We start from the raw sequence: 23,931 nt of genomic DNA on the forward strand, positions 1-23,931 counted from the left end.
ATGATAAACCACGACGCATGCGCCGGGGCGTTCCCTCGTCCGCCGTTATGGGGAATTGACGATGATTCGCGCGGCATGCGCGCCACGGTACGAGCGATTCGCTACATTGGAGTGCGCTATGGCAAAGACACGAGGAAGCAGAGGCGCCGGTTCCGGCGCGAACGACGGGCGGACCCGTCGCATGGATCCGGTGAACGAGGGGGACTACATGGACGAACCGTGGTGGCGGCGCGCGATGCTCGCCGTGCCGCGCGCGCTGGGCTCCGCGGTCCGTTCCGTGTCCGGCGTGGGCGAGTTCGACCCCGCATACCGCCGTGACGGTCTGTGCTTCGCGCTGCTCGTGTTCGGCGTGCTGTTCTGCGCGTCGGAATGGTTCCGCGTCCAGGGGCCGTTCGGCCGTCTCCTGCATGCCCTCGCGTCTGGCGTGTTCGGCGTGATGAGCGTCATGCTGCCCATCCTGCTGTTCCTCGTGGCGTTCCGGCTGATGCGCAACTCCGGCCGGGGGTCCGGCAATCCGCGCGTCATGACCGGATGGGTGATGCTTCTGTGGTCGGTCTGCTCGATCATCGACGTAGCGCTCGCCGCCGGCACGCCCGGATTCGACTGGACCGCGATCCAGAACGCGGGCGGCCTCATCGGCTACGCGCTGGGGTCGCCGCTCGCCTGGGGCCTTTCTCGGGCGTTCGCCATCGTCGTGTTCGTCATCGTCGGCCTGTTCTCGCTCCTGCTCATCTCGGGTCTGCATGTCACCGATCTGCCCGGACTGTGCCGCCGCATCGTCGCGCGCGTCCAGGGGCGTTCCGCCGACGACGAGAAACGCGACGACGACTTCCCGAACGAGGTGCGCGTCGGCGACGGCACCATCGCGTTCGCCGACGGCGTGCCCGCGCACGACGGCGAGGACGGGACGGACGACGCCGCGTCGCGCGGCGGCTCCGGCGCGTTCGGATGGCTGTCGCGCCTGTTCTCGCGACGTCGTTCCGGCGACGACCCGTCGCTCGACCGGTACGACGCCGACGATCCGTTCCGCGTCGCCGCGAAGCATCACGGCGACGCCGCCGAGACCACCGTCATCGCACCGGATTCGCTCGACCTGCCCGCCGTCTCGCCCACCTACGCCGACCCGTGGGCACCGATCGCCTCCGCCGCCGACGACGCGACCACCGTGATGGGTGCCGCCGCGGACCTGCCCGCCGGCGCGCCCGCGGCCGACGTGGTGCCCGCGCATACGGCGCAGCCCGCCACCGTGGCGATGGGAGCCGGCACGGGCGCCTACGGCGCCGACACCGGCGAACAGGACGTGACCCCCGCCGTTCCCAAGGCCTCCGTCCCGTCCGAACCGCACGTCGATCCGGTCTCCGGCGAGATCGTCGACACCGGCGACGCGAACGGGGGAGCCGGGACCGGGGCCGGAGAGGCGGTCGAAACGGCCGAGCCGCCGTACCGCCTGCCGGACCTCGACCTGCTCGTCAAAGGCAAGCCGCATGCGGCCCGCACCCCCGCCAACGACCGCGTGATCCGGGCCCTGACCTCCACGTTCCAGCAGTTCAAGGTCGATGCGAAGGTCGTCGGCTTCCTGCGCGGCCCGTCCGTCACCCAGTACGAGGTGGAGCTCTCGCCGGGCGTCAAGGTCGAGAAGGTCACCAACCTCCAGCGCAACATCGCCTACGCGGTCGCCAGCTCCGACGTGCGCATCCTCTCGCCGATCCCCGGCAAATCCGCCATCGGCATCGAGATCCCGAACGAGGACCGCGAGATCGTGCACCTGGGCGACGTGCTGCGCTCGCAGGGCGCGCTCGCCGACCCGAATCCGATGCTCACCGGCATCGGCAAGGACGTGGAGGGCAAGTTCGTCACCGCTGACCTCACGAAGATGCCGCACCTGCTGGTCGCCGGCGCCACCGGCTCCGGCAAGTCGAGCTTCATCAACTCGATGCTCACGTCGATCATCATGCGCGCGACGCCCGATCAGGTGCGGCTCATCATGGTCGACCCGAAACGCGTGGAACTGTCCGCGTACGCGGGCATCCCGCACCTGCTCACGCCGATCATCACCGATCCGAAGAAGGCCGCGCAGGCGCTCGAATGGGTCGTCAAGGAGATGGACGCCCGCTACTCGGACCTCGAATACTTCGGATTCCGCCACGTCAAGGACTTCAACAAGGCGGTGCGCGCCGGACAGGTGCACGCGCCCGCCGGCTCGAACCGCAAGGTCGCGCCCTACCCGTACATCCTCGTGGTCGTCGACGAGATGGCCGATCTGATGATGGTCGCCAAGAACGACGTGGAAAGCTCGATCCAGCGCATCACGCAGCTGGCGCGAGCCGCCGGCGTGCACCTCGTGCTCGCCACGCAGCGCCCGTCCGTCGACGTGGTCACCGGCCTCATCAAGGCGAACATCCCGTCCCGGCTCGCGTTCGCCACCTCCTCGGCCACCGATTCGCGCGTCATCCTCGACACGACCGGCGCCGAGACGCTGATCGGCCAGGGCGACGCCCTGTTCCTGCCGATGGGCGAGGCGAAGCCGAAGCGCGTGCAGGGCTCGTGGGTGTCCGAATCGGAGATCCGCAAGGCCGTCGAGTTCGTGCGCACCCAGCGCAAGCCGAAATACCGCGAGGACATCGAGCAGATGGCCAAGGAGGCGGAGAAGAAGGGCAACGAGCCGGACGAGGAGATCGGCGACGACATGGACGTGCTGCTGCAGGCCGCCGAGCTCGTCGTCACCACGCAGTTCGGCTCCACGTCGATGCTCCAGCGCAAGCTCCGCGTCGGCTTCGCGAAGGCCGGACGTCTCATGGACCTGCTCGAGTCGCGTGGCGTGGTCGGACCCTCCGAAGGCTCGAAGGCGCGTCAGGTGCTCGTCCAGCCGCAGGACCTGCAGACGGTGCTCGCGTTCATCCGCGGCGATGGCCCCGCACCGCAATCGGCGGGCGCGACTCAGGCGTGACGGTTCCGCCGGCGCGGGCGCGGGCGCGACGCGACGGGAAGACGGGAAGATGGAAGAACGGGACGGCCTCTTGGGATTCCTACAGGAATCCGTCAGACCGTTCCCTTCCCGAGGTAGAGCAGTGAGGGTAACGTGAAGACCATGACCGACGAACAGATCGTAGAAAACAAGAAGCCGTCACTGCTGGACGGATGGAACGCCCCGCCGAACCTCGTCACCTACTCGCGCATCGTGCTTGTCGTGGTGTTCCTTGTGCTGTACGTGAAGGCCGGCCCGTGGGGCGGCGACGACCAGACCCTGCGCTGGGCCGCGGCGATCATCTTCATCATCGCCGCCTCCACCGATAAGCTCGACGGATGGATGGCCAGGAAGTACGACCAGGTGACCGAGCTCGGCAAGCTCATGGATCCGATCGCCGACAAGCTGCTCACCTGCGGCACACTCGTCGTCGCCTCCGTGTTCGCCGAATTCCCGTGGTGGGCTACCATCCTGTTCCTCGTGCGCGAGATCGGCATCACCGTGATGCGCTTCTTCGTGATGGAACGCCCCGGCGGCAAGGTGATCGCCGCCGCATGGCCCGGCAAGCTCAAGACCCTCTTCCAGTGCATCGGCCTGGCCATGCTGCTGCTGCCGCTGTGGGTGTTCGACGAGGGGCAGGCCATGCCGATGTGGTTGAGCGCCTACTACTTCCTCACCTACGCGCTGCTCTACGTGGCCCTCGTCCTGTGCCTCTACTCCGGCGGCGTGTACCTCTACAACACGTTCATCGGATCGAGGAAGCGCTGACGTGCAGCGCGACACGTTCGCCGCGGCGATCCTCAGGACCTGCGAGACGCGCGGCCTGAGGATCGCATGCGCCGAATCGCTGACCGCCGGGCTGCTCGCCGACGCGTTCGTGCGCATCCCCGGCGCCTCCGCCGTCTTCCTCGGCTCGGCGGTCACCTACGACATCCGTGCGAAGGCGTCCATCCTCGGCGTCGACCGTGCGTTGCTCGCCCGTGAAGGCGCCGTGCACCCGGAGGTCGCGCGCCAGATGGCCCTCGCCACGGCGCGTCTGTACGCGCAGCCGGAGGACGGCGACACGGTGATCGGTCTCGCCACCACCGGCGTCGCCGGGCCCGGTCCGGACGGCGACAAGCCCGCCGGCCTCGTCTACATCGGCGTGTCGCTCCCGGCGACGGCGGCGGCTCTCGCGCCGGATCCGCGGGAGACGTGGATCGGGGCGGAAACGCCGATCGGCACGGTCCGTCTCGACGCGACCGACGACCACGGCCGCCGCACCGTCGCCGTCGAACTGCGGCTCGACGGCACCAGGCAGCAGATTCGGGAGCGTACCGTGCTGCGCGTCCTGCAAAACGTGAGCCAGTTCACATCAACTTTCTGAAGTTTCCCGCTTCGCTCTGGGAATAGTCCGTGCCGTCGGGCTGTTGGAAGTGATATCGAGCGATATGAGACCCCGTAGGAAAGGGATGGGAACATGGAGACGATGACGCGAACCGAACAGACGACGATGAACCCCACCGCGGCGATGGTCCGCCCCGGCGCCGCCCGCATGCGCGAGCTCACGCCCGCGCAGCGCCGCGCCGTCATGTTCGCCCAGCAGCAGATGATCCAGGCGCGCGCCGCGAAGAAGGCCAAGGCCGAGGCCGAGGAGGCCCGCCGCCGCATGTGGGAGGAGGCCGACGGCGAGGAGCGCCCGGCTCGCGCCGCGGTCCAGGCCGACGCCAGGCGCGAAGCCGAACGTGAACCGGCCGAGCTGACGTTGCGCGAGGCCATCGGCCGTGTGCTGCGCGACCTGCGCACGCGCGACCACAAGACGCTGCGCGAGGTCAGCGAGAAGGCCGGCGTGTCGCTCGGCTACCTGTCCGAGGTGGAGCGCGGCCAGAAGGAGGCCAGCTCCGAGCTGCTCAGCTCCATCGCCGAGGCGCTCGGCGTGAGCACCGCGCAGCTGCTGCGCATGGTCGCCGACCGCCTCGACATGATCGGAGCCTGAGCCGGTGAGGGAACGCGAGTTCTGGCAGCTGCTCGAGGAGGTGTTCGGCCGGAGCTACGGCCGGGCGCTCTCCCATGACCAGCAGCTGCCGCGGTTGGCGAACATGACCGTCGTCGAGGCGTTGGACGCGGGGGAGGAGCCCCGTGTGGTGTGGAACGTGCTGTGCGACCAGATGGGGGTTCCCGACTCCGAACGTTGGGGACGTGATCATAACGCGCCGCCGATGCCCGCGCGGTGAGACCGGCGGTCGCGTATCGCGCCGCGCCGATTTGTGTGCATGTCGTGAAGTCGAACAAATGTTCGTGCCTGTGCGCTATAGTTATCCACAGCGATAACCAACTGCGTTGCGCGTGGCGTTGCCGCGTTGCGGGCCGGAACCGTTGTCCCGATTGGGTTCGCCGTCTTCCCCGCGTCGTATGAGATGCGGGCGGGGGAGGGGCTCCGACCACAGGGGCGGTCCCGTCTTGCCGTGGCCCGGGTCGGTCCCATACCGTGGGAACGGCAGATCCGCCGCAACCGCGAAGGAGGACATCATGGCACAGAAGACGGGCGCCGCATCGGGCAAAGGGCAGACGGCCGGCGGCAAGGACGATCTCGACGCGCGCCGCAAGGCCGCGCTCGACACCGCGCTGGCGCAGGTGGAGAAGAGCTTCGGCAAGGGATCGGCGATGAGGCTCGGCGACCGTCCCGAACAGAACGTGGAGGTCATCCCCACCGGCTCGCTCGCCCTCGACATGGCCCTCGGCATCGGCGGCCTGCCCAAGGGGCGCGTCATCGAGATCTACGGCCCCGAATCGTCGGGCAAGACCACACTTGCGCTGCACGTGGTCGCCAACGCGCAGCGCAAGGGCGGCGTGGCCGCGTTCATCGACGCGGAGCACGCGCTCGACCCGGTGTACGCCCGCAAGCTCGGCGTCGACACCGACTCCCTCATCGTCTCCCAGCCGGACAACGGCGAGCAGGCGCTGGAGATCGCCGACATGCTCATCCGTTCCGGCGCGCTCGACGTGATCGTCGTCGATTCGGTCGCCGCCCTCGTGCCCAAGGCCGAAATCGACGGCGACATGGGCGACAGCCACGTGGGCCTGCAGGCCAGGCTGATGAGCCAGGCGCTGCGCAAGATGACCGGCGCGCTCGCCCAGGCGGGCACCACCGCCATCTTCATCAACCAGCTGCGCGAGAAGATCGGCGTGTTCTTCGGTAGCCCGGAGACCACCACCGGCGGCAAGGCGCTGAAGTTCTACTCCTCGGTGCGTCTCGACATCCGCCGCATCCAGACCATCAAGAACGGCGAGGAGGCCATCGGCAACCGCACGCGCGTCAAGGTCGTCAAGAACAAGATGGCCCCGCCCTTCAAGTCCGCCGAATTCGACATGCTCTACGGCGAGGGCATCTCGCGCGAGGGTTCCGCGCTCGACATGGCCATCCAGGTCGGCGTCGTCAAGAAGTCCGGTTCCTGGTTCACCTACGACGGCGACCAGCTCGGCCAGGGCCGCGAGAAGGTGCGCCAGTTCCTCAAGGACAATCCGGCCATCACCGAGGAGATCGAGAACAAGGTCAAGGCCGAGTTCGGCCTCATCCAGCCGACCGACCAGTTCGCCGAGGACGACGCCACCAAGGCCGCCTCCGAGGCCGACGCGAACACCGAGTCGGTGGCCGCCAGCGAATCCAACGAGTCCGCGAAGGCGCCGGCGAAGACCTCGGCGAAGCCGTCGGCGGACGCCAAGACGACGGCCAAGGCCTGACGTGATCAGCGCCGAGTCGTTTCTCGCGGGGATGGGGAAGCCTCCCATCCCCGCGGCGCGGGACGATGTGCCCGGAACATCCGGTGACACCTCCCCCGGTGACACCGCTCGCGACGGGGCCGCGGATTTCGACGCCTGCCGCGAGGCGGCGTTGCGCCTGCTCGATGCGGCCCCGCGCGCATCCGGCGCGCTTCGCGACCGTCTGCTGGGCAAAGGCTACGAGGAGGATGTGGTCGACGGCGTCATCGACCGTCTGATCCAGGTGCGTCTGCTCGACGATCGTGAATACGCCGAAAGCGCGATGCGCTACTGCGTGGGCAGGATGATGGGCCGGCGCGGCGCCGTCGCGGAACTGACGCGCAAGGGCGTCGCGCGGTCGATGGCCGAGGAGGTCGCCGGCGAGGCCGACGCCGACGGCGCCTTCGAGGACGCCGCATGGGAGCTGGGACGCAAGGTCGCCCGCAAGACCGAAGGGCTCGACCGTCAGGTGCGCATGCGCCGGTTCTGGTCGGCAGGCGGGCGCAAGGGACATGACGCGGAGACGCTGCGTCGCGTCGCGTCGGAACTGTTCCGGTGAACCGTCGCTCCGCCCGGGGCCATCATGGCCCATCGTTCCGTCGTATCCGTCGGAACCGCGAGCGGGAATCAGGAATTGAGGTGAGACCCCTTATACCCCGGGTTCTGTCGTGCCGTGCGCGAACGCGCGGCACGGATGGCCATCCATCTCGACCTGACGTCGCCGCCAGGCTCTAGCAGCCTACCCGATGGCACGGGCGAGCAGCCCTTACCGCCATCTGCTTGGCCTTGCTCCCGATGAGGCTTGCCATGCGGCCCGCTGTTGCCAGGGGTCCGGTGGTCTCTTACACCGCCGTTTCACCCTTACCCGTCGAGGACGGGCGGTCTGTTCTCTGCTGCGCTATCTCTCAGGTCGCCCTGGGCGGACGTTATCCGCCATCGTGCTCTGCGGAGCCCGGAAGTTCCTCAGCCCGAGTCCCATGCGGGACCTGGGCCGCGGCCATCAAGGGGTCTCGACCGCACAACTATACACGACCGTCCGACACGTCGCCTCGACGGACGCTGGAAGACACGCGGGGCGCGTCGGCTCCCGTCCATGCGGAATCCATGCAATCACGCGGATGTTGCACGCATGCGTCGGGGAAATGACGAAGAACCGGTATTCTTTCCGCGAGTTCTCCCGCCGTTAACGCCCGGTTCGTCTAGAATGGGGCGTACCCGGACGGTGAAGACGCCGTACGGAACGCAAATAGCGGGCAACCGCTTGAGTTAAGGGAGGTCCACATGGAAATCGTCGTTACCGGACGTCACACGCAGGTCAAGCCCAGGTTCCGTGATGTCGTAGAGAACAAGATGAATCGTGTGACCGCTATCGCGCCCGATGCGCAGCGCGCCCAGGTGGTGCTGTCGCATGAGGGCAACCCGCGTCAGGCGGATACCGCCAAGCGCGTGGAGATCACCATCATCGCCGGCCGCACCGTGGTGCGCGCCGAGGCATCGAGCGCCGACGAGTTCAGCGCGCTCGACCTGGCGATGGACAAGCTGACGCTGCGTCTGCGCCGCACGCGCGACCGCCGCAAGGACCACCGCCGCGGCTACACGAACCCCGTCCCGGTGGACATGGGCGTCGTCGAGCCGCCGGTCGTCGAGGAGGAGGCTCCGGAGGAGGAGCCGAACAACAGCCCGGCCGCGGCCGTCGCCTCGGATCTCGGCCCCGGCGAGTCCGTCGAGGTCCAGGTGGGCGACACCCCGATCGTCATCCGTCGCAAGCTTCACATCGCCGAGCCGATGAGCATCGACGAGGCGCTGTACGAGATGGAGCTGATCGGACACGACTTCTTCCTGTTCGTCAACAAGGAGACCGGCCGTCCGTCCGTCGTCTACCACCGTCACGGCTGGAGCTACGGTGTGTTCGAGATCGACACCCCGGAGAACGTGAAGGCCGCCGAGTGACGTCGATTCGACGCATCCGACACGATTGACCGATGAGGGGGCCGCGCCCATGGTGGCGCGGCCCCCTCATCGTATGCGCGGCCCGATGCGTGCGGGACGGAAAACGGTTTCGTTGGCGTCCTCCCGCCGGCCGTCGGCGAAAAAGGCCGCCGAATATGAGGAAAATGTGCGGGCTTATCGCGATTATCGCGTAAGATAATCGGCAGTGTGTCCGCGCAGGCGCGACACGGACGTGCGGTCCAGGCCGCGCGGGCCGCGTCGGATGGGCGGTCCAAGGTAACGACACAGGAGCGAACAGTGGTAGATATCGTTGACAAGGCACTGCGCATGGGCGAGGGCCGGCAGATCAAGAAACTCGAGAACGTCGCGAAGGCCGTGAACGCGCTCGAGGACGAAATCTCGGCGCTCTCCGACGAGGAGCTCAAGGCGCAGACCCCGAAGTTCAAGCAGCAGCTGGACAACGGCAAGAAGCTCGACGACATCATGCCCGAGGCGTTCGCCACCGTGCGCGAGGTCTCGAAGCGCACCCTCGGCCAGCGCCACTTCGACGTGCAGCTCATGGGCGGCGCCGCCCTGCACTGGGGCAACATCGCCGAGATGAAGACCGGTGAAGGCAAGACCCTCGTCGCCACGCTGCCGAGCTACCTCAACGCGCTCGAGGGCAAGGGCGTGCACGTGGTCACCGTCAACGACTACCTCGCCAGCTACCAGAGCGAGCTCATGGGACGCATCTACCGCTTCCTGGGCCTCAACGTCGGCTGCATCATCACCGAGCAGAAGCCGGCCGAACGCCGCAAGCAGTACAACGCGGACATCACCTACGGCACGAACAACGAGTTCGGCTTCGACTATCTGCGCGACAACATGGCGTGGGAGAAGAGCGAGCTGGTGCAGCGCGGCCACCACTACGCCATCGTCGACGAGGTCGACTCCATCCTCATCGACGAGGCCCGCACCCCGCTCATCATCTCCGGCCCGGCCGAAGGCGACGTGACCCGCTGGTACCGCACCTTCGCCAAGCTGGTCCTCAAGCTCACCCGCGACGAGGACTACGAGGTCGACGAGAAGAAGAAGGTCGTCGGCATCAAGGATCCGGGCATCACCAAGGTCGAGGACTTCCTCGGCATCGACAACCTCTACGAGCCGAGCAACACCGCGCTCATCGGCTACCTCAACAACGCGATCAAGGCGAAGGAGCTGTTCCTGCGCGACCGCGACTACGTCGTCACCCACGGCGAGGTGCTCATCGTCGACGAGCACACGGGCCGCATCCTGCCCGGCCGTCGCTACAACGAGGGCCTGCACCAGGCCATCGAGGCGAAGGAGGGCGTCGAGGTCAAGGCCGAGAACCAGACGTTCGCGACCATCACGCTGCAGAACTACTTCCGCATGTACGACAAGCTCGCCGGCATGACCGGTACCGCCGAGACCGAGGCAGCCGAGTTCATGAGCACCTACAAGCTGGGCGTGCTGCCGATTCCGACGAACCGCCCGATGATCCGCCAGGACAAGGACGACTTCATCTTCCGCACCAAGAAGGAGAAGCTCGCCGCCATCGTCAAGGACGTGGCCGCCCGTCACGCCAAGGGCCAGCCGGTGCTGCTCGGCACCGCCTCCGTCGAGAGCTCCGAGGTCGTCTCCACGCTGCTCGACGTCGCCAAGATCCCGCACCAGGTGCTCAACGCGAAGCAGCATGAGAAGGAGGCCGCGGTCGTCGCGGTCGCCGGCCGCAAGGGCGCCGTCACCGTGGCCACCAACATGGCCGGCCGTGGTACCGACATCATGCTCGGCGGCAACGTCGAGTTCCTCGCCGACGCCAAGCTCAAGTCCGAGGGCTACTCCCCGGAGGACACCCCGGAGGAGTACGAGAAGCGTTGGCCGGGCACCCTCGCCGAGGTCAAGGCGCAGGTCAAGGACGAGCATGAGGAGGTCAAGAAGCTCGGCGGCCTGTACGTGCTCGGCACCGAACGCCACGAGTCCCGCCGCATCGACAACCAGCTGCGCGGCCGTTCCGGCCGTCAGGGCGATCCGGGCGAGTCCCGCTTCTACCTGTCCCTCGAGGACGACCTGATGCGCCTGTTCAACACGCAGCTCGTCGCCCGCGTCATGGCCAAGGGCCTGCCGGAGGGCGAGCCGATCCACGCGAAGAGCGTCTCCAAGGGCGTGCGCACTGCGCAGAAGGCGCGCGAGTCGCAGAACTTCGAGATCCGTAAGAACGTGCTCAAGTACGACGACGTGATGAACAAGCAGCGCACCGTCATCTACTCCGAGCGCCAGGCCGTGCTCAAGGGCGAGGATATCCACGAGGACATCCTGCGCTTCATCTCCGACACCGTCACCAGCTACGTCAAGGGTGCCAACAACGGCTCCGACAAGCCGAAGGACTGGGATTGGGAGGGCCTGTTCAAGGCGCTCAACACCGTGATTCCGACCGAGGTGACCGTCGACGAGGTCAAGGAGGCCGCCGAAGGCAAGAAGGGCGAGAAGGCCGTCGAGGCGGTGCGCGACGTGATCGTCGCCGACGCGAAGGCCAAGTACGCCGAGTTCGAGGAGACGCTCGGGGCCGAGGGCCTGCGCCAGCTCGAGCGCCGCGTCGTGCTCGCCGTGCTCGACCGCAAGTGGCGCGAGCACCTGTACGAGATGGACTACCTCAAGGACGGCATCGGCCTGCGCGGCATGGGCCAGCGCGACCCGCTGGTCGAATACCAGCGCGAAGGCTACCAGATGTACAACTCGATGGTCGAGGCCATCAAGGAGGAGTCCGTCCAGCTGCTCTTCCACGTGGACATCCGCGAGGTCGCCCGCACCGAGGACACGACCACCGAATCCGATGAGGACGCGGCAGTCGACGCCACCGAAAGCGAGCTCGGCATCACCACCGCCACCGAGGCCGCCGGCCCCGACGAGGACGGCGAGACCGAGGCCGAGGCCGCCGAAGGCGAGGTCGAGGAGGAGTCCGAGCAGGACGAGACCGAGAAGGAGGCCATCGCCGAGGCCGCGAAGGCGTCCGAGGCCGGCGAGACCACGTCCGCCATCTCCGGCCCCGCGCCGATCAGCCACGCCGAGGGCAAGGTCCCGGCCAACAAGCGTCCGAAGAGCGAGGAGCTGAAGACCCCGTGGGCCGACGGCCGCACGTTCCCGGGCACCGGCCGCAACGCCCCGTGCCCGTGCGGTTCGGGCCGCAAGTACAAGATGTGCCACGGCCAGAACGAGAAGTGACGTCCATGATGTGACGTCCGTCCTTCGATGAGCGGCGGTTCCTGCCTTCGGGCGGGAGCCGCCGCTTCCGTATACGCGTGCCGTATGTGCCGCCGTGCGTTCTGCTATATGGAAGTTCCGGCGGGAGGAAACCCGAGGCCACTACAATGAGCGGCGTTACTGGTGAATCGGTCGCGCTGCACGCGCGCCAAGGAGGAACAATGGCAGAGATCACATGGAAGTCGATTCTCACCAAGCTGGTCGGGGGAGACCATCTGAGTGCCGGGGAGTCCGAATGGTTCGTCGATGATCTGATGAAGGGCAACGCGAACCCGGCCGCCGTGGGCGCCGCGCTCGCTATGCAGCAGCAGCTGGGGCTCACCCCCGAGGAGGTGTCCGGTGCGGCCAAGGCCATGGTGTCGCATGCGGTACCGCTGAACGTCTCCGGCGAGACCACCGACATCGTCGGCACCGGTGGCGACGGCTTCTCCACCGTGAACCTGTCCACGATGGGTTCGGTCGTGGCCGCGGCGGCGGGCGTGAAGATCGTCAAGCACGGCAACCGCGCCGCCTCTTCGAAGTGCGGTGCCGCCGACGTGCTCGAGAAGCTCGGCCTGCCGCTTGAGCTGAAGCCCGAGGCGGTCGCCGAGGTCGGCGACGAGGTGGGCATCACCTTCGCGTTCGCCCGCACCTTCCACCCGGCCATGCGCTTCGTCGGCCCGATCCGCGCCGCGCTCGGCATCCCGTGCGTGTTCAACGTGCTCGGCCCCCTCACCAACCCGGCCAAGCCCTCGCACGTGGCCATCGGCTGCGCCAAGCGCGAGGTGAGCCCGATCATGGCCGCCGTGTACGCCGCCAACGGCCAGTCCGGCATGGTGTACACCTCCCATGAGGGCCTCGACGAGCTCGCGCCCACCGGTCCGGTCTCCGTGTGGGAGATCCGCGACGGCAAGGTCACTGAGACCGAGTTCGACCCGACCGTCGAACTGGGACTGGAGAAGATCGACGTCACGACGCTCAAGGGCGGTGAGCCCGAGGTCAACGCCCAGGCGTTCCGCGACTTCCTCGCCGGCAAGGACATTCCCGCCCGCACCACCGCGCTGCTCAACGCCGCGTCCGCCATCGTCGCCGACGGCCATCTGGTCTCCGACGGCACGCTCGCCGAGCGCTTCCGCGAGGCGTACGCGCTCGCCGAGAAGACCGTCGACTCCGGCAAGGCCTCGGCGCTGTTCGACAAGTGGATCGCCGTCGCGCAGGCCAAGGCCTGACCTGATTGCCGGCACGGCCCAAGCCGTTCCCGGACGCACTCGTTCCCGATGCCCCGACCGCCACCCGGCGGCCGGGGCATCGTCATCCCCGAGGCGTCTTCGGCGCCCCGGCCCATCCCGACGCTCGCCGGCGAGACGCCCAAGACAACGATGACCTACGTGGACAAGTCCGCGTCGAGAGTGTCACACACGCGCGCCGTCGTCGAAATAGCCGCCGCGGTCGCCGGTCTGCCGCTTGCGGTTCAGGATCTTGCCGATGAGCCCGCCGAGGCCGATGATCGTGCACATGCTGAACACGAAGCTCAGCAGCCATCCCAGAATCGGCACCGAGCCGATGCCGGGGATGAACATCGTGGCGACCGAGCCGACGAGTCCGACGACGAGCAGGATCCAGCATACGAGCGTCGAACGCCTCACCGGGCCGATCTCGGGGTTCGGGGGAGTGAAGCCGCCGTCATCGTAGGAGTCCATCACCCTGTCCGTGTCGAGCCAGCTGGAACCGGTGAAATCGCGCGGCCCATGGCTGGCTCCCGTGCGCGAGAACGCGTCGGGAGCCAGGTCGTCGATGTCGATGAGCCGTTCCTTCTCGCGGCGTTCCGCGTGCTTCTCGAAGCGTTTCGCGTTGCGCGACGACGCTACCGACTTGAGCTCGTCCTTGTGCTCCGCCTCGAATGCCGCCCACGCCGCGTCGAGATTGCCGAGGTCCGGCTTCGCCGCCGAGTCTCCCTTGCGGTCGTCGCCATCCGGCGTGGGGGTTGGCCGCTCGTCGCCCGCATTGGTATTGTTGAGGTCAGTCATATATACCACTCTAATGCGCGGCCATGGCCTGCGCGGGGAGGGAAACGCCAAGTGCTCTACTGGTTCTTCGTCAAAGTGTTCGGTCCCATCGCTCGCCGTCGCCTCGGCCCCACGGCCAAGGGACTGGAGAACATCCCGCGCAAGGGCGGGGCGATCATCGCGGCCAACCATCTGGCCGTCATCGACGACGCGCTCATCCCGATCACCTGCCCGCGCATGGTGCATTTCATGGGCAAGGCCGAGTATTTCGAGGGCAAGGGGATCAAGGGCAAGTTCAAGAAGTGGTGGTTCACGTCCGTGGGCGTGTTCCCTGTCGACCGTTCCGGCGGCAACAAGTCGCTGGGCGCGCTCGAGCATGCGCGCGAGATCATCGAGGACGGCCACCTGTTCGGCATCCACATCGAGGGCACGCGCAGTCCCGACGGCCGCCTGTACAAGGGGCACACGGGCGTGGCCCGCCTCGCGCTTGAGACCGGCTGCCCGATCGTGCCGACCGCGCTCATCGGCTCCGACAAGCTCCAGCCGATCGGCACGTCGATTCCGAAGAAGGGCAGGACGCAGGTGATCTACGGCAAGCCGATCCACGTGGAGAGGAAGCCCGCCGACGAGATCACGCACGACGACCTGCGTTCCCTGACCGACCATCTGACCGCCGAGATCCAGAAGCTCAGCGGTCAGGAGTACGTGCCCGAATACGCGCAGAAGGTCAAGGCCGAGCTCAAGGCCAAGAAGGAGGCCGAAGCGGCCGCCGCGTGACGGAGTCCGTCTCCGCCAAGAACCCCCTCAGTCGTCCGTAGGACGACAGCTCCCCCTGAAGGGGGCGCAAGGAGACACAATCCTGCGCCCCCTTCAGGGGGAGCTGGCCGGCGAAGCCGGACTGAGGGGGTTTCGCGTACCGCGTTCACACCACGCCCGCGCACTGCCCGCGCACCACGTATCGCTCACACCACGGTGAGCGTGACGACCGTCTTGTTGCCCTTCTCGTCGCGCACTCGCACCTGCTGGCCCGGGTCGGGGCTCTGCAGGCGCACCGTGTGCGTCACGTCGCCGAGCGGCGCCGACTTCTTCACCTCGAGGCCGAGCGCCTCCAGCGTCTTGGATGCCTCGTCGTAGGTCTTGCCGCGCACGTCCGGGATGGTCACCATCTCCGGTCCCTTCGAGACGACCACGTCCACCGAGTCGCCCCAGTGCAGCTGCGTGTCCTTCGCGACGGACGAGGAGATCACCTTGCCGGAGTCGATCGTGTCGCTGTACTCCTCGCTCCAGTTCGCCTTGAGCTTGAGGTCGTCGAGCGCGGTGGCGGCCTCGTCCTTCGTGCGTCCGACGATGTCGGGCATGGTGACGGGCATCGGGCCCTTCGACAGGGCCACGTCGATCTCCGCGTTGTGCTTGAGCGTGGTGCCCGGGTCGGGGGAGATGCTCAGGGTCGCGCCTTCGGGCAGCGTCTCCGAGTACACGTCCTTCGACTGGTCGTGTTTCACGTTCGTGAATCCGGCCTTGCTCAATGCGTCGAGCGGGGCCTTGCCGTTCGCCGAGTTCGGGTCGAGGATGTCGTCGGGGATGGTCGCCATCCTCACGCCGCGGGACACGACCACCCTCATCGTGGGGGTGTCGCGCTTGCTCACGTGCGTGTTCACCTCGGCGTCCTTCCCGTGCAGCGTCGCGAGGATGATGTGCCCTTCCTCGATGGTGTCGCTGTATGCGGTCGACGTCTTGTAGGGGATGCCCAGCACCTTGAGCGTGCCCTCGTACGTCTTCCATGCGGCGCCTTCCAGCGTGCACGCCCGGTTCTCCTCGCAGGTCACGTCGTCCGGCTTCGGCAGCTCCCAGTAGCTTCCCGGTCCGCGGTAGTACCACCATGCGCCGCCTCCGCCCGCCGCGAGCGCCACGACGAGCAGCGTGACGAGCGTGATGACGATGGCCTTGCCGTGGCCTTTCCTCGTGCCGGCAGCCGTCGCGTCGGCGGGATCGGCCGGGGGCATGGCGGTCGTGCCGACGCGTGGGGCCGCCGGCTGGTCCGCGACGGTCGCGGCCGCGCCGTCCGTGCCGGCGAGCGGCGTGACGGCACGCGGCACCGGCGTCGTGCCCTGCGCGTCGTCTGCCACCGGCTGCAGCGCGACGGTCTCGGCGTTCGCCGTCGCCTGCGCGTCGGCGGCCGTGGTGCGCGGCGCGGCGGGCTTGTCCTCGAAATCGAACAGGCTGAGCGCCTGCGTCTCCTTCGGTTCGGCCACGGGGGCGAGCACCTGCGTCGCTGCCGGCTCCATGGTGGTCGCGGGCGGCAGCGTCACGGTGGCCTCCGCCGCCGGTTGCAGGGTCTGCGGCAGGGCACGCGTCGGCTGCGGTTCCGTCTCGCCGTGCGCGTCGTCGTGCGTCGTCTCGTCCGTCACGTCATGTTCGGGCGGCATCGGCGGCATCGGCGGTTGCGGCGACGGCGCGACCGGGGGAGCGGGCGGCAGTCCCGCGCCGGCGAGCCGCGCGCCGACCGCGGCGGCGCCGGCGGCCGCGCGACCCGCGACGGGAACCGTCGCCTCACTGGACGTCGCGTCGCCGGCCGGTTCCGCGTCGGGGCGACGGTACTGCCATGCCTCCACCGTGAGACCGCGCATCACGTCGCGCAGTTCCGCCGCCGCGGCCGTCGCGTCGGCGGGACGCGCGTCGATCGAGCGCGCGGTCAGATGCGCGACGAACCGCGCCACGGACGGATCGATGCCCGGGCACGGCACGGTGAGGGACGGCACGTCCTCGTGGACGTGCTTGAAGACGAGGGTGACGGGATTGTCGGAGATGAACGGCACCTGGCCGACGAGCATCTCCCACGCCATGATGCCCACCGCGTACAGGTCCCCCTGCGGCGTCGCCTCGTTGCGTTCGATCGTCTCCGGCGGCAGGTAGGCGGCGGTGCCGAGCAGCATGCCGGTGGAGGAGAGTGTCGCCTGCGAGGTGGCCTTCGCCAGACCGAAGTCGGTGATCTGCACGCGGCCGCGGTCGTTGAGCATGATGTTCTCCGGCTTGATGTCGCGGTGCACCACGTTCACCTGATGCGCGCTCGACAGGCCGTCGAGCGTCTCGGCGACGATGCGCAGCGTCTGGCGCACGCTGAACACGCCCTGGCCGTTCATCTCATGGCGCAGGTTCACGCCGTGCACGTACTCCATGACCAGATAGGCGCGCCCATCGGATTCGCCGGCGTCATACACCTGCACGACGTGCGGGTTGGCGATGCGCGCGGCGGATCTCGCCTCGCGGCGGAAGCGTTCGAGGAACTGGTCGCGGTGCGGTCCCTGCGCGAGCTGCGTGTGCATCATCTTGATGGCCACCGTGCGTCCGAGCCGTTCGTCCTGCGCCTCGTACACCGTCGCCATGCCGCCCTGCGCGATCTGGCGCACGACGCGGTAGCGGCCTTCGATCACCTGGCCTACGGGGGTGTTTGCGGCTTCACTCATAGGATTGCGTCCGTGTCCTTACGTCACTCACGAAAAATCACCGGGATGCGCCCGTGGACGACATGTCGCCGCGGCCCATCCCCTGCCGTCCCACTCTAGCGTTCGGCCACGTCCGGCACGAAACGCGCGCACGCGTCCACGAGGCGCCTGCGGGAGTCCCCGTCGAGCCCAAGCGCGTCGATCGCGGCGAGCGAACGCTCCCACAGGCGCGTGATGCGTTCGCGTGAACGCATCACGGCGCCGGTCGAGGAGAACAGTCCGATGGCGCGGCGCACGTCCGCCTCGTCGCGTTCCGGCGCGCGGAACATCGCGGCGAGCTCGTCGTGCTCCGCGTCCGAGCCGGCCTCGAGCGCGTCGGCGAGGAGCACTGTGCGCTTGCCCTCGCGGATGTCGCCGCCCACCGGCTTGCCGCTCGTCCGGCTCGACCCGACCACGTCGATCAGATCGTCCTCCAATTGGAAGGCGAGTCCCAGCGGCACGCCCACGGAAAGCGCCCGGGCGCGCGCCTCGCCGCGTTCCGCGCCGGCCGCGAGCAGGGCGAGTTCGAGCGGCGCGATCGTCGTGTAGCTCGCCGTCTTCCATCGGAACACGCCGAGCGACGCCTCGGCCAGGGCGCGCGGGTCGTCCAGCGACGCCTGTTCGACCGCCAGGTCGAGGATCTGGCCGATCTCCACCTCGCGCTGCATGGTGAGGAACGCGGCGACCAGCGCGGACGGGTCGGCGAGCCGCCCGGCCGCGCTGTTGGCGATGTCGACGCATGCGGTGGCCAGGAGGTCGCCGAGCATGAGCCCCAGGCCGCGGCCGATCGCCGCGTCCCCCGTCCGGTCCTCCAGCGCCCGGTGCGCGCTCGGCTTGCCGCGGCGCAGGTCGGAGTCGTCGATGATGTCGTCGTGCACGAGCGCGGCCGTCTGGAACACCTCGATCGCGCACGCCATGTCCACCATCGCGTCGCGTGCCGCCGGGTCGCCGCCGAACGCGTCGTACGCGGCGAGGGCGAGCAGCGCGCGCAGGCGCTTGCCGCCTTCGCTGGACGTCACGCCCTGGCCCACGACCGCGTCCATCATCGACCGGCAGGCGGCGGGGATGGGGGAGTCCGCGCCGGCGGCGTCCTCGGCGGGCACGCCGGCCCGTTCGGCCACCAGGGCGGCGATGCGCGGTTCGATCAGGGACCTGTCAAGAGCTCTCAAATCCATGCCTCTAAGTTATCCACAATGACCGCCGAAAACAACCGGATGCGGAATCGGCTCCGGCAAAGGCCCGACGGGGTGTTATCCACATTGCCCGCGGGGCGTGCGCCGGCCACGCCCTGGCAGTCATACTGGCATCACGGCCGCGGGACCCCGCGGCCGCCGACCAATCGAACATCAAGGAGGATGCCATGACACGACACCGACGCAGAAGGAAGGACGCCTCGCCGGGCGCGGAAGGACGGGCCCATCGCCCCGTGCACGCCGACAGCCCCGACGAGTGCCGGGAGTTCCTCGATGGGCTCGACGAGCTCGACGGGGACGTGATCGACGGTCTCGTCGGCCAGCTGCGCGAGGAGCGGCGCGAGCGCGGCCCCGAGGCCGGCAACAACGAATGGATGGACGGGCCGCTCGACGAGTGGCTCGACAACATCGACCACGGCCGCGTCGACCTCGACGAGGAGACCATGGCCGCGATCGCCGTCGGCATGCACGAGGTGCTGGCGATGCGCGACGCGCTGATCCTGTCGCTGATCGTCGACCGCGCCGCCTGCGACAGGGACACGCTGATGGCCATACTGTCGCGGCCGCGCACGCCTCCCGTCTCCGCCCTGGTGCGCGATCTGATGACCGCGGCGTTCGAGGGCGACGACGGGCCGGACATGGACCGCTGCCGGGCGGGGGTGACGATGTTCTCCGCTATGGCCTGCCTGATGCCGCTGTCGATGACGGCGCAGCCGTTCGCCGCCATCGCCTACGTGCTGTGGTGGCTGGGCGACTGCCGCGCGCCAGTCTACGCGCTGCGCTCGCTCGCGGCCGACGAGGGGTGCACGCTGGCGGCGATCGTGCTGGGCGCGGCCGAACGCGGGCTCGGTCCGGCGTGCAGCTGCGTGTGAGCATGCGGCCCGTCCCCGCGGCGCGCGGATTCCTTCGCGACGGGAATAATCGTCCCTATGGGGTGGTTTACTCACATAGTTGACGATTTGCCCTTGCCAGAAGTGTGCCCATGTGGTATATGAGGCGGGGCGAGGAACCGCGAGGAGGATAAGTTTGGCTACCAAGAGCACGACGGCCGGCGACAAGACCGAGGACACCAAGGACACGAAGCCCGCCGCCGCCAAGAAAGCCAGCACCGCGCGCAGGACGGCCGCGAAGAAGACGGCCGCGAAGACCACGGCACGCAAGCCCGCCGCGAAGCGTCCGCGCAGGAAGAAGGACGAGCCGGCGAAGCCGGTCGAGGCGGACGAGGTCGACGAGCTGGACGACGAGAAGGACGATCTCGACGTCGACGACCTCGACGATCTCGACGAGGACCTGGACGGCGACGACGTCGACGACGAGTCGGACGACGCGGAGGACGAGGACTCCGACGACGACCTCGACGATGACGACGACTCCGAGGACGACGACGAGGACGACAAGCCCGCCGAGGTGGAGGAGCCCAAGCAGAAGGGCGCCTTCGTCGTGCGCGACGATGACGACGACTACGAGCCGCGTCCGCGCCGCCGCGGCGGCAAGATCGGCAACCCGAAGCGCCGCGTGATCACCGCCGGCGCCACCGCCGACCCGGTCAAGGACTACCTCAAGCAGATCGGCCGCGTCAACCTGCTGAACGCCGAGCAGGAGGTCGACCTGTCCGAGCGCATCGAGGCCGGCCTGTACGCCCAGCACCTGCTGGACACCGAGGGCGACACGATGGACTTCAAGCGCAAGCGCGAGCTCAAGTGGGCGGCGAACGACGGCAAGAAGGCCAAGGACCACCTGCTCGAGGCCAACCTGCGACTCGTCGTCTCCCTCGCCAAGCGCTACACCGGCCGCGGCATGCTCTTCCTCGACCTCATCCAGGAGGGCAACCTGGGCCTGATCCGCGCCGTCGAGAAGTTCGACTGGAAGAAGGGCTTCAAGTTCTCCACGTACGCGACCTGGTGGATCCGCCAGGCCATCACCCGCGCCATGGCCGACCAGGCGCGCACCATCCGCGTGCCCGTGCACATGGTGGAGGTCATCAACAAGCTCTCCCGCGTGCAGCGCCAGATGCTGCAGGATCTCGGCCGCGAGCCCACGCCGGACGAGCTGGCGCGCGAGCTCGACATGCCGGTCGAGAAGGTGCAGGAGGTGCAGAAGTACGGCCGCGAGCCGATCTCGCTGCACACCCCGCTCGGCGAGGACGGCGACTCCGAGTTCGGCGACCTCATCGAGGACACCGACGCCATCGCCCCGTCCGACGCGGTCGCGTTCTCGCTGCTCCAGGAGCAGTTCAAGAGCGTGCTTGAGACCCTTTCGCCGCGCGAGTCCGGCGTCATCAAGATGCGCTACGGCCTCGAGGACGGCCAGCCGAAGACCCTCGACGACATCGGCCGCGTGTACGGCGTGACCCGCGAACGCATCCGCCAGATCGAGTCGAAGACCATGTCGAAGCTGCGCCACCCGTCCCGTTCGCAGACGCTGCGCGACTTCCTGGATCAGTGATCGGCGGCCGCCGACCAACCATCGTTCAACACTAGGGGATTATGGCGAAAGAGGAATACGGCGCCAAGGACCTGGCCGTCCTTGAGGGCCTGGATGCGGTGCGCAAGCGTCCGGGCATGTACATCGGCACCACCGACTCGCAGGGCCTCATGCACTGCCTGTGGGAGATCATCGACAATTCCGTCGACGAGGCGTTGGCCGGGTTCTGCACGAACATCGTCGTGACGCTGCACACCGACGGGTCGATCGAGGTGGCGGACGACGGCCGCGGCATCCCGGTCGACAAGGAGCCGAAGACCAAGCTCACCGGCGTGGAGGTTGTGCTCACCAAGCTGCACGCCGGCGCGAAGTTCGGCAACTCCTCGTACAACGCGGTCGGCGGCCTGCACGGCGTCGGCTCGTCGGTCGTCAACGCGTTGAGCTCCCGTCTCGACGTGTGGGTGGACCGCGACGGGCTCACGCACCACATGTCGTTCCACCAGGGCCATCCGGGCGTGTACGCGGACGCCGACCCGGCGAATCCCTCGCCGGACTCGCCGTTCAAGCGCACGCGCAAGAACCGGCCCACCGAGCTCGAGATCGTCGGCAAGGTGCCCGCCAAGCGCACCGGCACGCGCATCCGCTACTGGGCGGACAAGGAGATCTTCAACAGCACCGCCGAGTTCTCCTACGAGCAGCTCATCGACCGCGTGCGCCAGACCAGCTTCCTCGTGCCGGGCCTCAAGATCACCGTCATCGACGAGAACGTGCCCGAAACGGGCGACGCGTCGCTCGACGAGATGCGCGAGGTCGACGTGGCCGCGCCAGCCGAGGTCGACGCCGCGGCCGAAACCGGATCCGAGGCGGAGGCCGATGCCGCCGCATCCGTCGCCGTCACGTCGGGGGATTCCGCCCCGTCCGATGCGGTCGCCGTGGCGCAGGCCGACGCCGCCGCGCACACGCACGCCCGCGTCGAGGAGTTCCTCCACACCGGCGGCGTCAGGGACTTCGTCGACTTCCTCTCCCACGGCGAGCCCATCTCCGACATCTGGCGCATCCAGGGCGAAGGCACCTATGAGGAGGAGACGCAGGCCGTCGGCGAGAACGGCGAACTGCACGCCCAGAACGTGACGCGCACCTGCGGCGTCGACATCGCCCTCAGGTGGGTGAACGGCTACGACACGGTGATGCGCAGCTTCGTCAACATCATCGAGACGCCGGGCGGCGGCATGCACGTCGACGGACTGATGAACTCGATCACCCGGCAGGTGCGCAAGGCCGTCGAGGCGAACGCGCGCAAGCTCAAGGTGAACCTCAAGGACCAGCACATGCGCGTCGAACGCGACGACATCATGGCCGGACTCGTGGCCGTCGTCACCGTGCGCATCGCCGAACCCCAGTTCCAGGGCCAGACCAAGGACGTGCTCGGCACCGCGCAGGTCAAGCCAATCGTCACCCGCATGACCGACAAGCAGTTCGGCGAGATGATCATCGGCGCCAAGCGTGGCTACAAGGAGCAGTCGGCGCGCGTGCTCGAGAAGATCGTCGGCGAGATGCACGCCCGCGTCCAGTCGCGCAAGGCCAAGGAGGTCACGCGCCGCAAGAACGCGCTCGAATCCGCGTCGATGCCGTCGAAGCTGTCCGACTGCCAGCCGGGCAACGACGACGTGGCCGAACTGTTCATCGTCGAGGGCGACTCCGCGCTCGGCACCGCGAAGGCGGCCCGCAACTCCGGGTTCCAGGCGCTCCTGCCGATCCGAGGCAAGATCCTCAACGTGCAGAAGGCGTCGATCACGCAGATGCTGTCGAACAAGGAGTGCGCGGCCATCATCCAGGTGGTGGGCGCCGGAAGCGGCCAGAGCTTCGACATCGAACAGGCGCGCTACAACAAGGTCATCATGATGACCGATGCCGACGTGGACGGCGCGCACATCCGCATCCTGCTGCTCACCCTGTTCTACCGCTACATGCGCCCGCTCATCGAGCACGGCCACGTGTACGCGGCCGTGCCGCCGCTGCACCGCATCGCGCTCGCCGGTTCGCACAAGGGCGAGTACATCTACACGTATTCGGACGACGAGCTCGCCGGCAAGCTCGCCGACCTGGACCGCCGCCACATCTCCTACAACCCGGACATCCAACGCTACAAGGGTCTGGGCGAGATGGACGCCGACCAGCTGGCCGACACGACGATGGATCCGCGCACGCGCATGCTGCGCCGCATCCGCATGGAGGACGCCGCGCAGGCGGCCGAGATCTTCAGCCTGCTCATGGGCGACGACGTGCCGCCGCGCAAGGCGTTCATCGTCGAGAACGCGGACGACTTCGACCGTTCCAAGATCGACACCTGACGGTTCTCCCCATCGTGGGGATGCGGGAGGCGCGGGACGCCCGGTCGCGTGATGTCGCGGCCGGGCGTCTCCGCATATGTGTGTGGTTTGTGCGCAACCGCTACTATGCTTGTCCGATGTGAATACCGAGATGAGCGCAGAAGAAAGCGACGGCATGGACGCGGAACCGACGGAGGGGTTCGTGTCCGAACCTCCGGCGGACACCGAACGCATCCCCGTGATCCATCCCGACGCGGCGGCGATGCCCGCGGCGATTCCCCCCGTCACGCCGATGAGCGAACGGTCGAAGATCCAGTCGCAGGAGCGGCTCGCCTCCCTCGTGCACACCGTGGAGCAGGAGACGGCGGCCGCCGGTCTGCCATCGCCGCTCACCCAATCCCAGTCGCAGCCGCTCGTCGTGCAGGCCCCCACCCAGACCCAGCCGGTCGTGAAGGTGCCGTCGGTCGCGCGGCAGACGACGCCGCCGGTCGTCGCCAGGACGGCGGCCGCCAAACCGTCGCTGGCGAAGGCCGTGGTGGAGTCCGTCACCCAATCCATGCCGGCCGTCGTCACCAACGGCACCGGCTCCGGCCTGAAGCCGGTGAT

17 protein-coding genes and 1 other RNA gene are annotated in these 23,931 nt (G+C 68.2%); 14 read left to right on the forward strand and 4 right to left on the reverse strand.

Translation table 11 applies throughout. The features are described 5' to 3' along the window. The first annotated feature begins 118 nt into the window (after nt 1-118). The 7 genes from AC1AYD_RS01045 to AC1AYD_RS01075 all read left to right on the forward strand — a co-directional run bounded on the left by AC1AYD_RS01045 (nt 119) and on the right by AC1AYD_RS01075 (nt 7,262). The gene (locus tag AC1AYD_RS01045) at nt 119-2,947 is read left to right on the forward strand and encodes an FtsK/SpoIIIE family DNA translocase (RefSeq protein WP_476544546.1); all 2,829 of its coding nucleotides are present in this window, start codon (nt 119-121) and stop codon (nt 2,945-2,947) included. Nucleotides 2,948-3,088: 141 nt separating this feature from the next. Next, entirely contained in the window at nt 3,089-3,733 is a 645-nt protein-coding gene (gene pgsA / locus AC1AYD_RS01050) for a CDP-diacylglycerol--glycerol-3-phosphate 3-phosphatidyltransferase (protein WP_476531864.1), read from the forward strand. Nucleotide 3,734: 1 nt separating this feature from the next. Beyond that, a complete protein-coding gene (locus AC1AYD_RS01055; protein ID WP_476544547.1) occupies nt 3,735-4,331 on the forward strand; it encodes a CinA family protein in 597 nt (198 codons plus the stop codon). 93 nt (nt 4,332-4,424) lie between these two features. Beyond that, a complete protein-coding gene (locus AC1AYD_RS01060; RefSeq protein WP_476544548.1) occupies nt 4,425-4,940 on the forward strand; it encodes a helix-turn-helix domain-containing protein in 516 nt (171 codons plus the stop codon). Nucleotides 4,941-4,944: 4 nt separating this feature from the next. Next, on the forward strand, nt 4,945-5,178 hold the full coding sequence (locus tag AC1AYD_RS01065; RefSeq protein WP_476531868.1) for a DUF3046 domain-containing protein: 234 nt from the start codon (nt 4,945-4,947) through the stop codon (nt 5,176-5,178). Nucleotides 5,179-5,473: 295 nt separating this feature from the next. Beyond that, complete coding sequence (recA, locus tag AC1AYD_RS01070) at nt 5,474-6,685, forward strand: recombinase RecA (RefSeq protein ID WP_476501880.1); 1,212 nt, start codon at nt 5,474-5,476, stop codon at nt 6,683-6,685. 1 nt (nt 6,686) lies between these two features. Further along, nucleotides 6,687-7,262: a regulatory protein RecX gene (locus AC1AYD_RS01075; protein ID WP_476501879.1), complete on the forward strand. Its 576-nt coding sequence runs from the start codon at nt 6,687-6,689 to the stop codon at nt 7,260-7,262. A gap of 77 nt (nt 7,263-7,339) precedes the next feature. Here AC1AYD_RS01075 and rnpB read toward each other — a convergent pair. After that, nucleotides 7,340-7,716, reverse strand: an RNA gene (gene rnpB, locus AC1AYD_RS01080) — RNase P RNA component class A. A 268-nt stretch (nt 7,717-7,984) separates the two neighbouring features. On the opposite strand from rnpB, the gene hpf reads away from it, so the two are divergent. The 3 genes from hpf (at nt 7,985) to trpD (ending at nt 13,119) form a co-directional block, all read left to right on the forward strand. Continuing rightward, entirely contained in the window at nt 7,985-8,653 is a 669-nt protein-coding gene (gene hpf, locus AC1AYD_RS01085; RefSeq protein WP_476501878.1) for a ribosome hibernation-promoting factor, HPF/YfiA family, read from the forward strand. Nucleotides 8,654-8,950: 297 nt separating this feature from the next. Beyond that, nucleotides 8,951-11,872, forward strand: a complete 2,922-nt coding sequence (gene secA / locus AC1AYD_RS01090) for a preprotein translocase subunit SecA (protein WP_476501877.1) — start codon at nt 8,951-8,953, stop codon at nt 11,870-11,872. Nucleotides 11,873-12,072: 200 nt separating this feature from the next. Next, nucleotides 12,073-13,119 (forward strand): anthranilate phosphoribosyltransferase, encoded by a 1,047-nt coding sequence (trpD, locus tag AC1AYD_RS01095; RefSeq protein WP_476501876.1) that lies wholly within the window; start codon nt 12,073-12,075, stop codon nt 13,117-13,119. Between the two features lie 183 nt (nt 13,120-13,302). Here the strand turns inward: trpD and AC1AYD_RS01100 are convergent, their stop codons facing one another. Further along, nucleotides 13,303-13,917 carry a hypothetical protein gene (locus tag AC1AYD_RS01100; protein WP_476501875.1) on the reverse strand — a complete coding sequence of 205 codons (615 nt, stop codon included), beginning with the start codon at nt 13,915-13,917 and terminating at the stop codon, nt 13,303-13,305. 51 nt (nt 13,918-13,968) lie between these two features. Between AC1AYD_RS01100 and AC1AYD_RS01105 the strand changes: the two genes are divergently transcribed. Continuing rightward, complete coding sequence (locus AC1AYD_RS01105; RefSeq protein ID WP_476501874.1) at nt 13,969-14,673, forward strand: lysophospholipid acyltransferase family protein; 705 nt, start codon at nt 13,969-13,971, stop codon at nt 14,671-14,673. Between the two features lie 185 nt (nt 14,674-14,858). On the opposite strand, the gene AC1AYD_RS01110 is transcribed toward AC1AYD_RS01105, so the two are convergent. Together AC1AYD_RS01110 and AC1AYD_RS01115 are read right to left on the reverse strand one after the other, a co-directional pair. Further along, entirely contained in the window at nt 14,859-17,360 is a 2,502-nt protein-coding gene (locus AC1AYD_RS01110; RefSeq protein ID WP_476501873.1) for a Stk1 family PASTA domain-containing Ser/Thr kinase, read from the reverse strand. A 95-nt stretch (nt 17,361-17,455) separates the two neighbouring features. After that, complete coding sequence (locus tag AC1AYD_RS01115; RefSeq protein WP_476501872.1) at nt 17,456-18,553, reverse strand: polyprenyl synthetase family protein; 1,098 nt, start codon at nt 18,551-18,553, stop codon at nt 17,456-17,458. A gap of 185 nt (nt 18,554-18,738) precedes the next feature. Here AC1AYD_RS01115 and AC1AYD_RS01120 point away from each other — a divergent pair, with 185 nt between their 5' ends. From AC1AYD_RS01120 to AC1AYD_RS01130, 3 genes are all read left to right on the forward strand, one after another. Beyond that, nucleotides 18,739-19,443, forward strand: coding sequence for a DUF4192 domain-containing protein (locus tag AC1AYD_RS01120; RefSeq protein WP_476501871.1), 705 nt, complete (start codon nt 18,739-18,741; stop codon nt 19,441-19,443). A 154-nt stretch (nt 19,444-19,597) separates the two neighbouring features. Then, entirely contained in the window at nt 19,598-21,016 is a 1,419-nt protein-coding gene (locus AC1AYD_RS01125; protein ID WP_476501870.1) for an RNA polymerase sigma factor, read from the forward strand. Between the two features lie 41 nt (nt 21,017-21,057). Next, nucleotides 21,058-23,346: a DNA gyrase/topoisomerase IV subunit B gene (locus tag AC1AYD_RS01130; protein ID WP_476501869.1), complete on the forward strand. Its 2,289-nt coding sequence runs from the start codon at nt 21,058-21,060 to the stop codon at nt 23,344-23,346. Nucleotides 23,347-23,931: the final 585 nt, after the last annotated feature.

The organism is Bifidobacterium sp. LH_426, assembly GCF_056356875.1.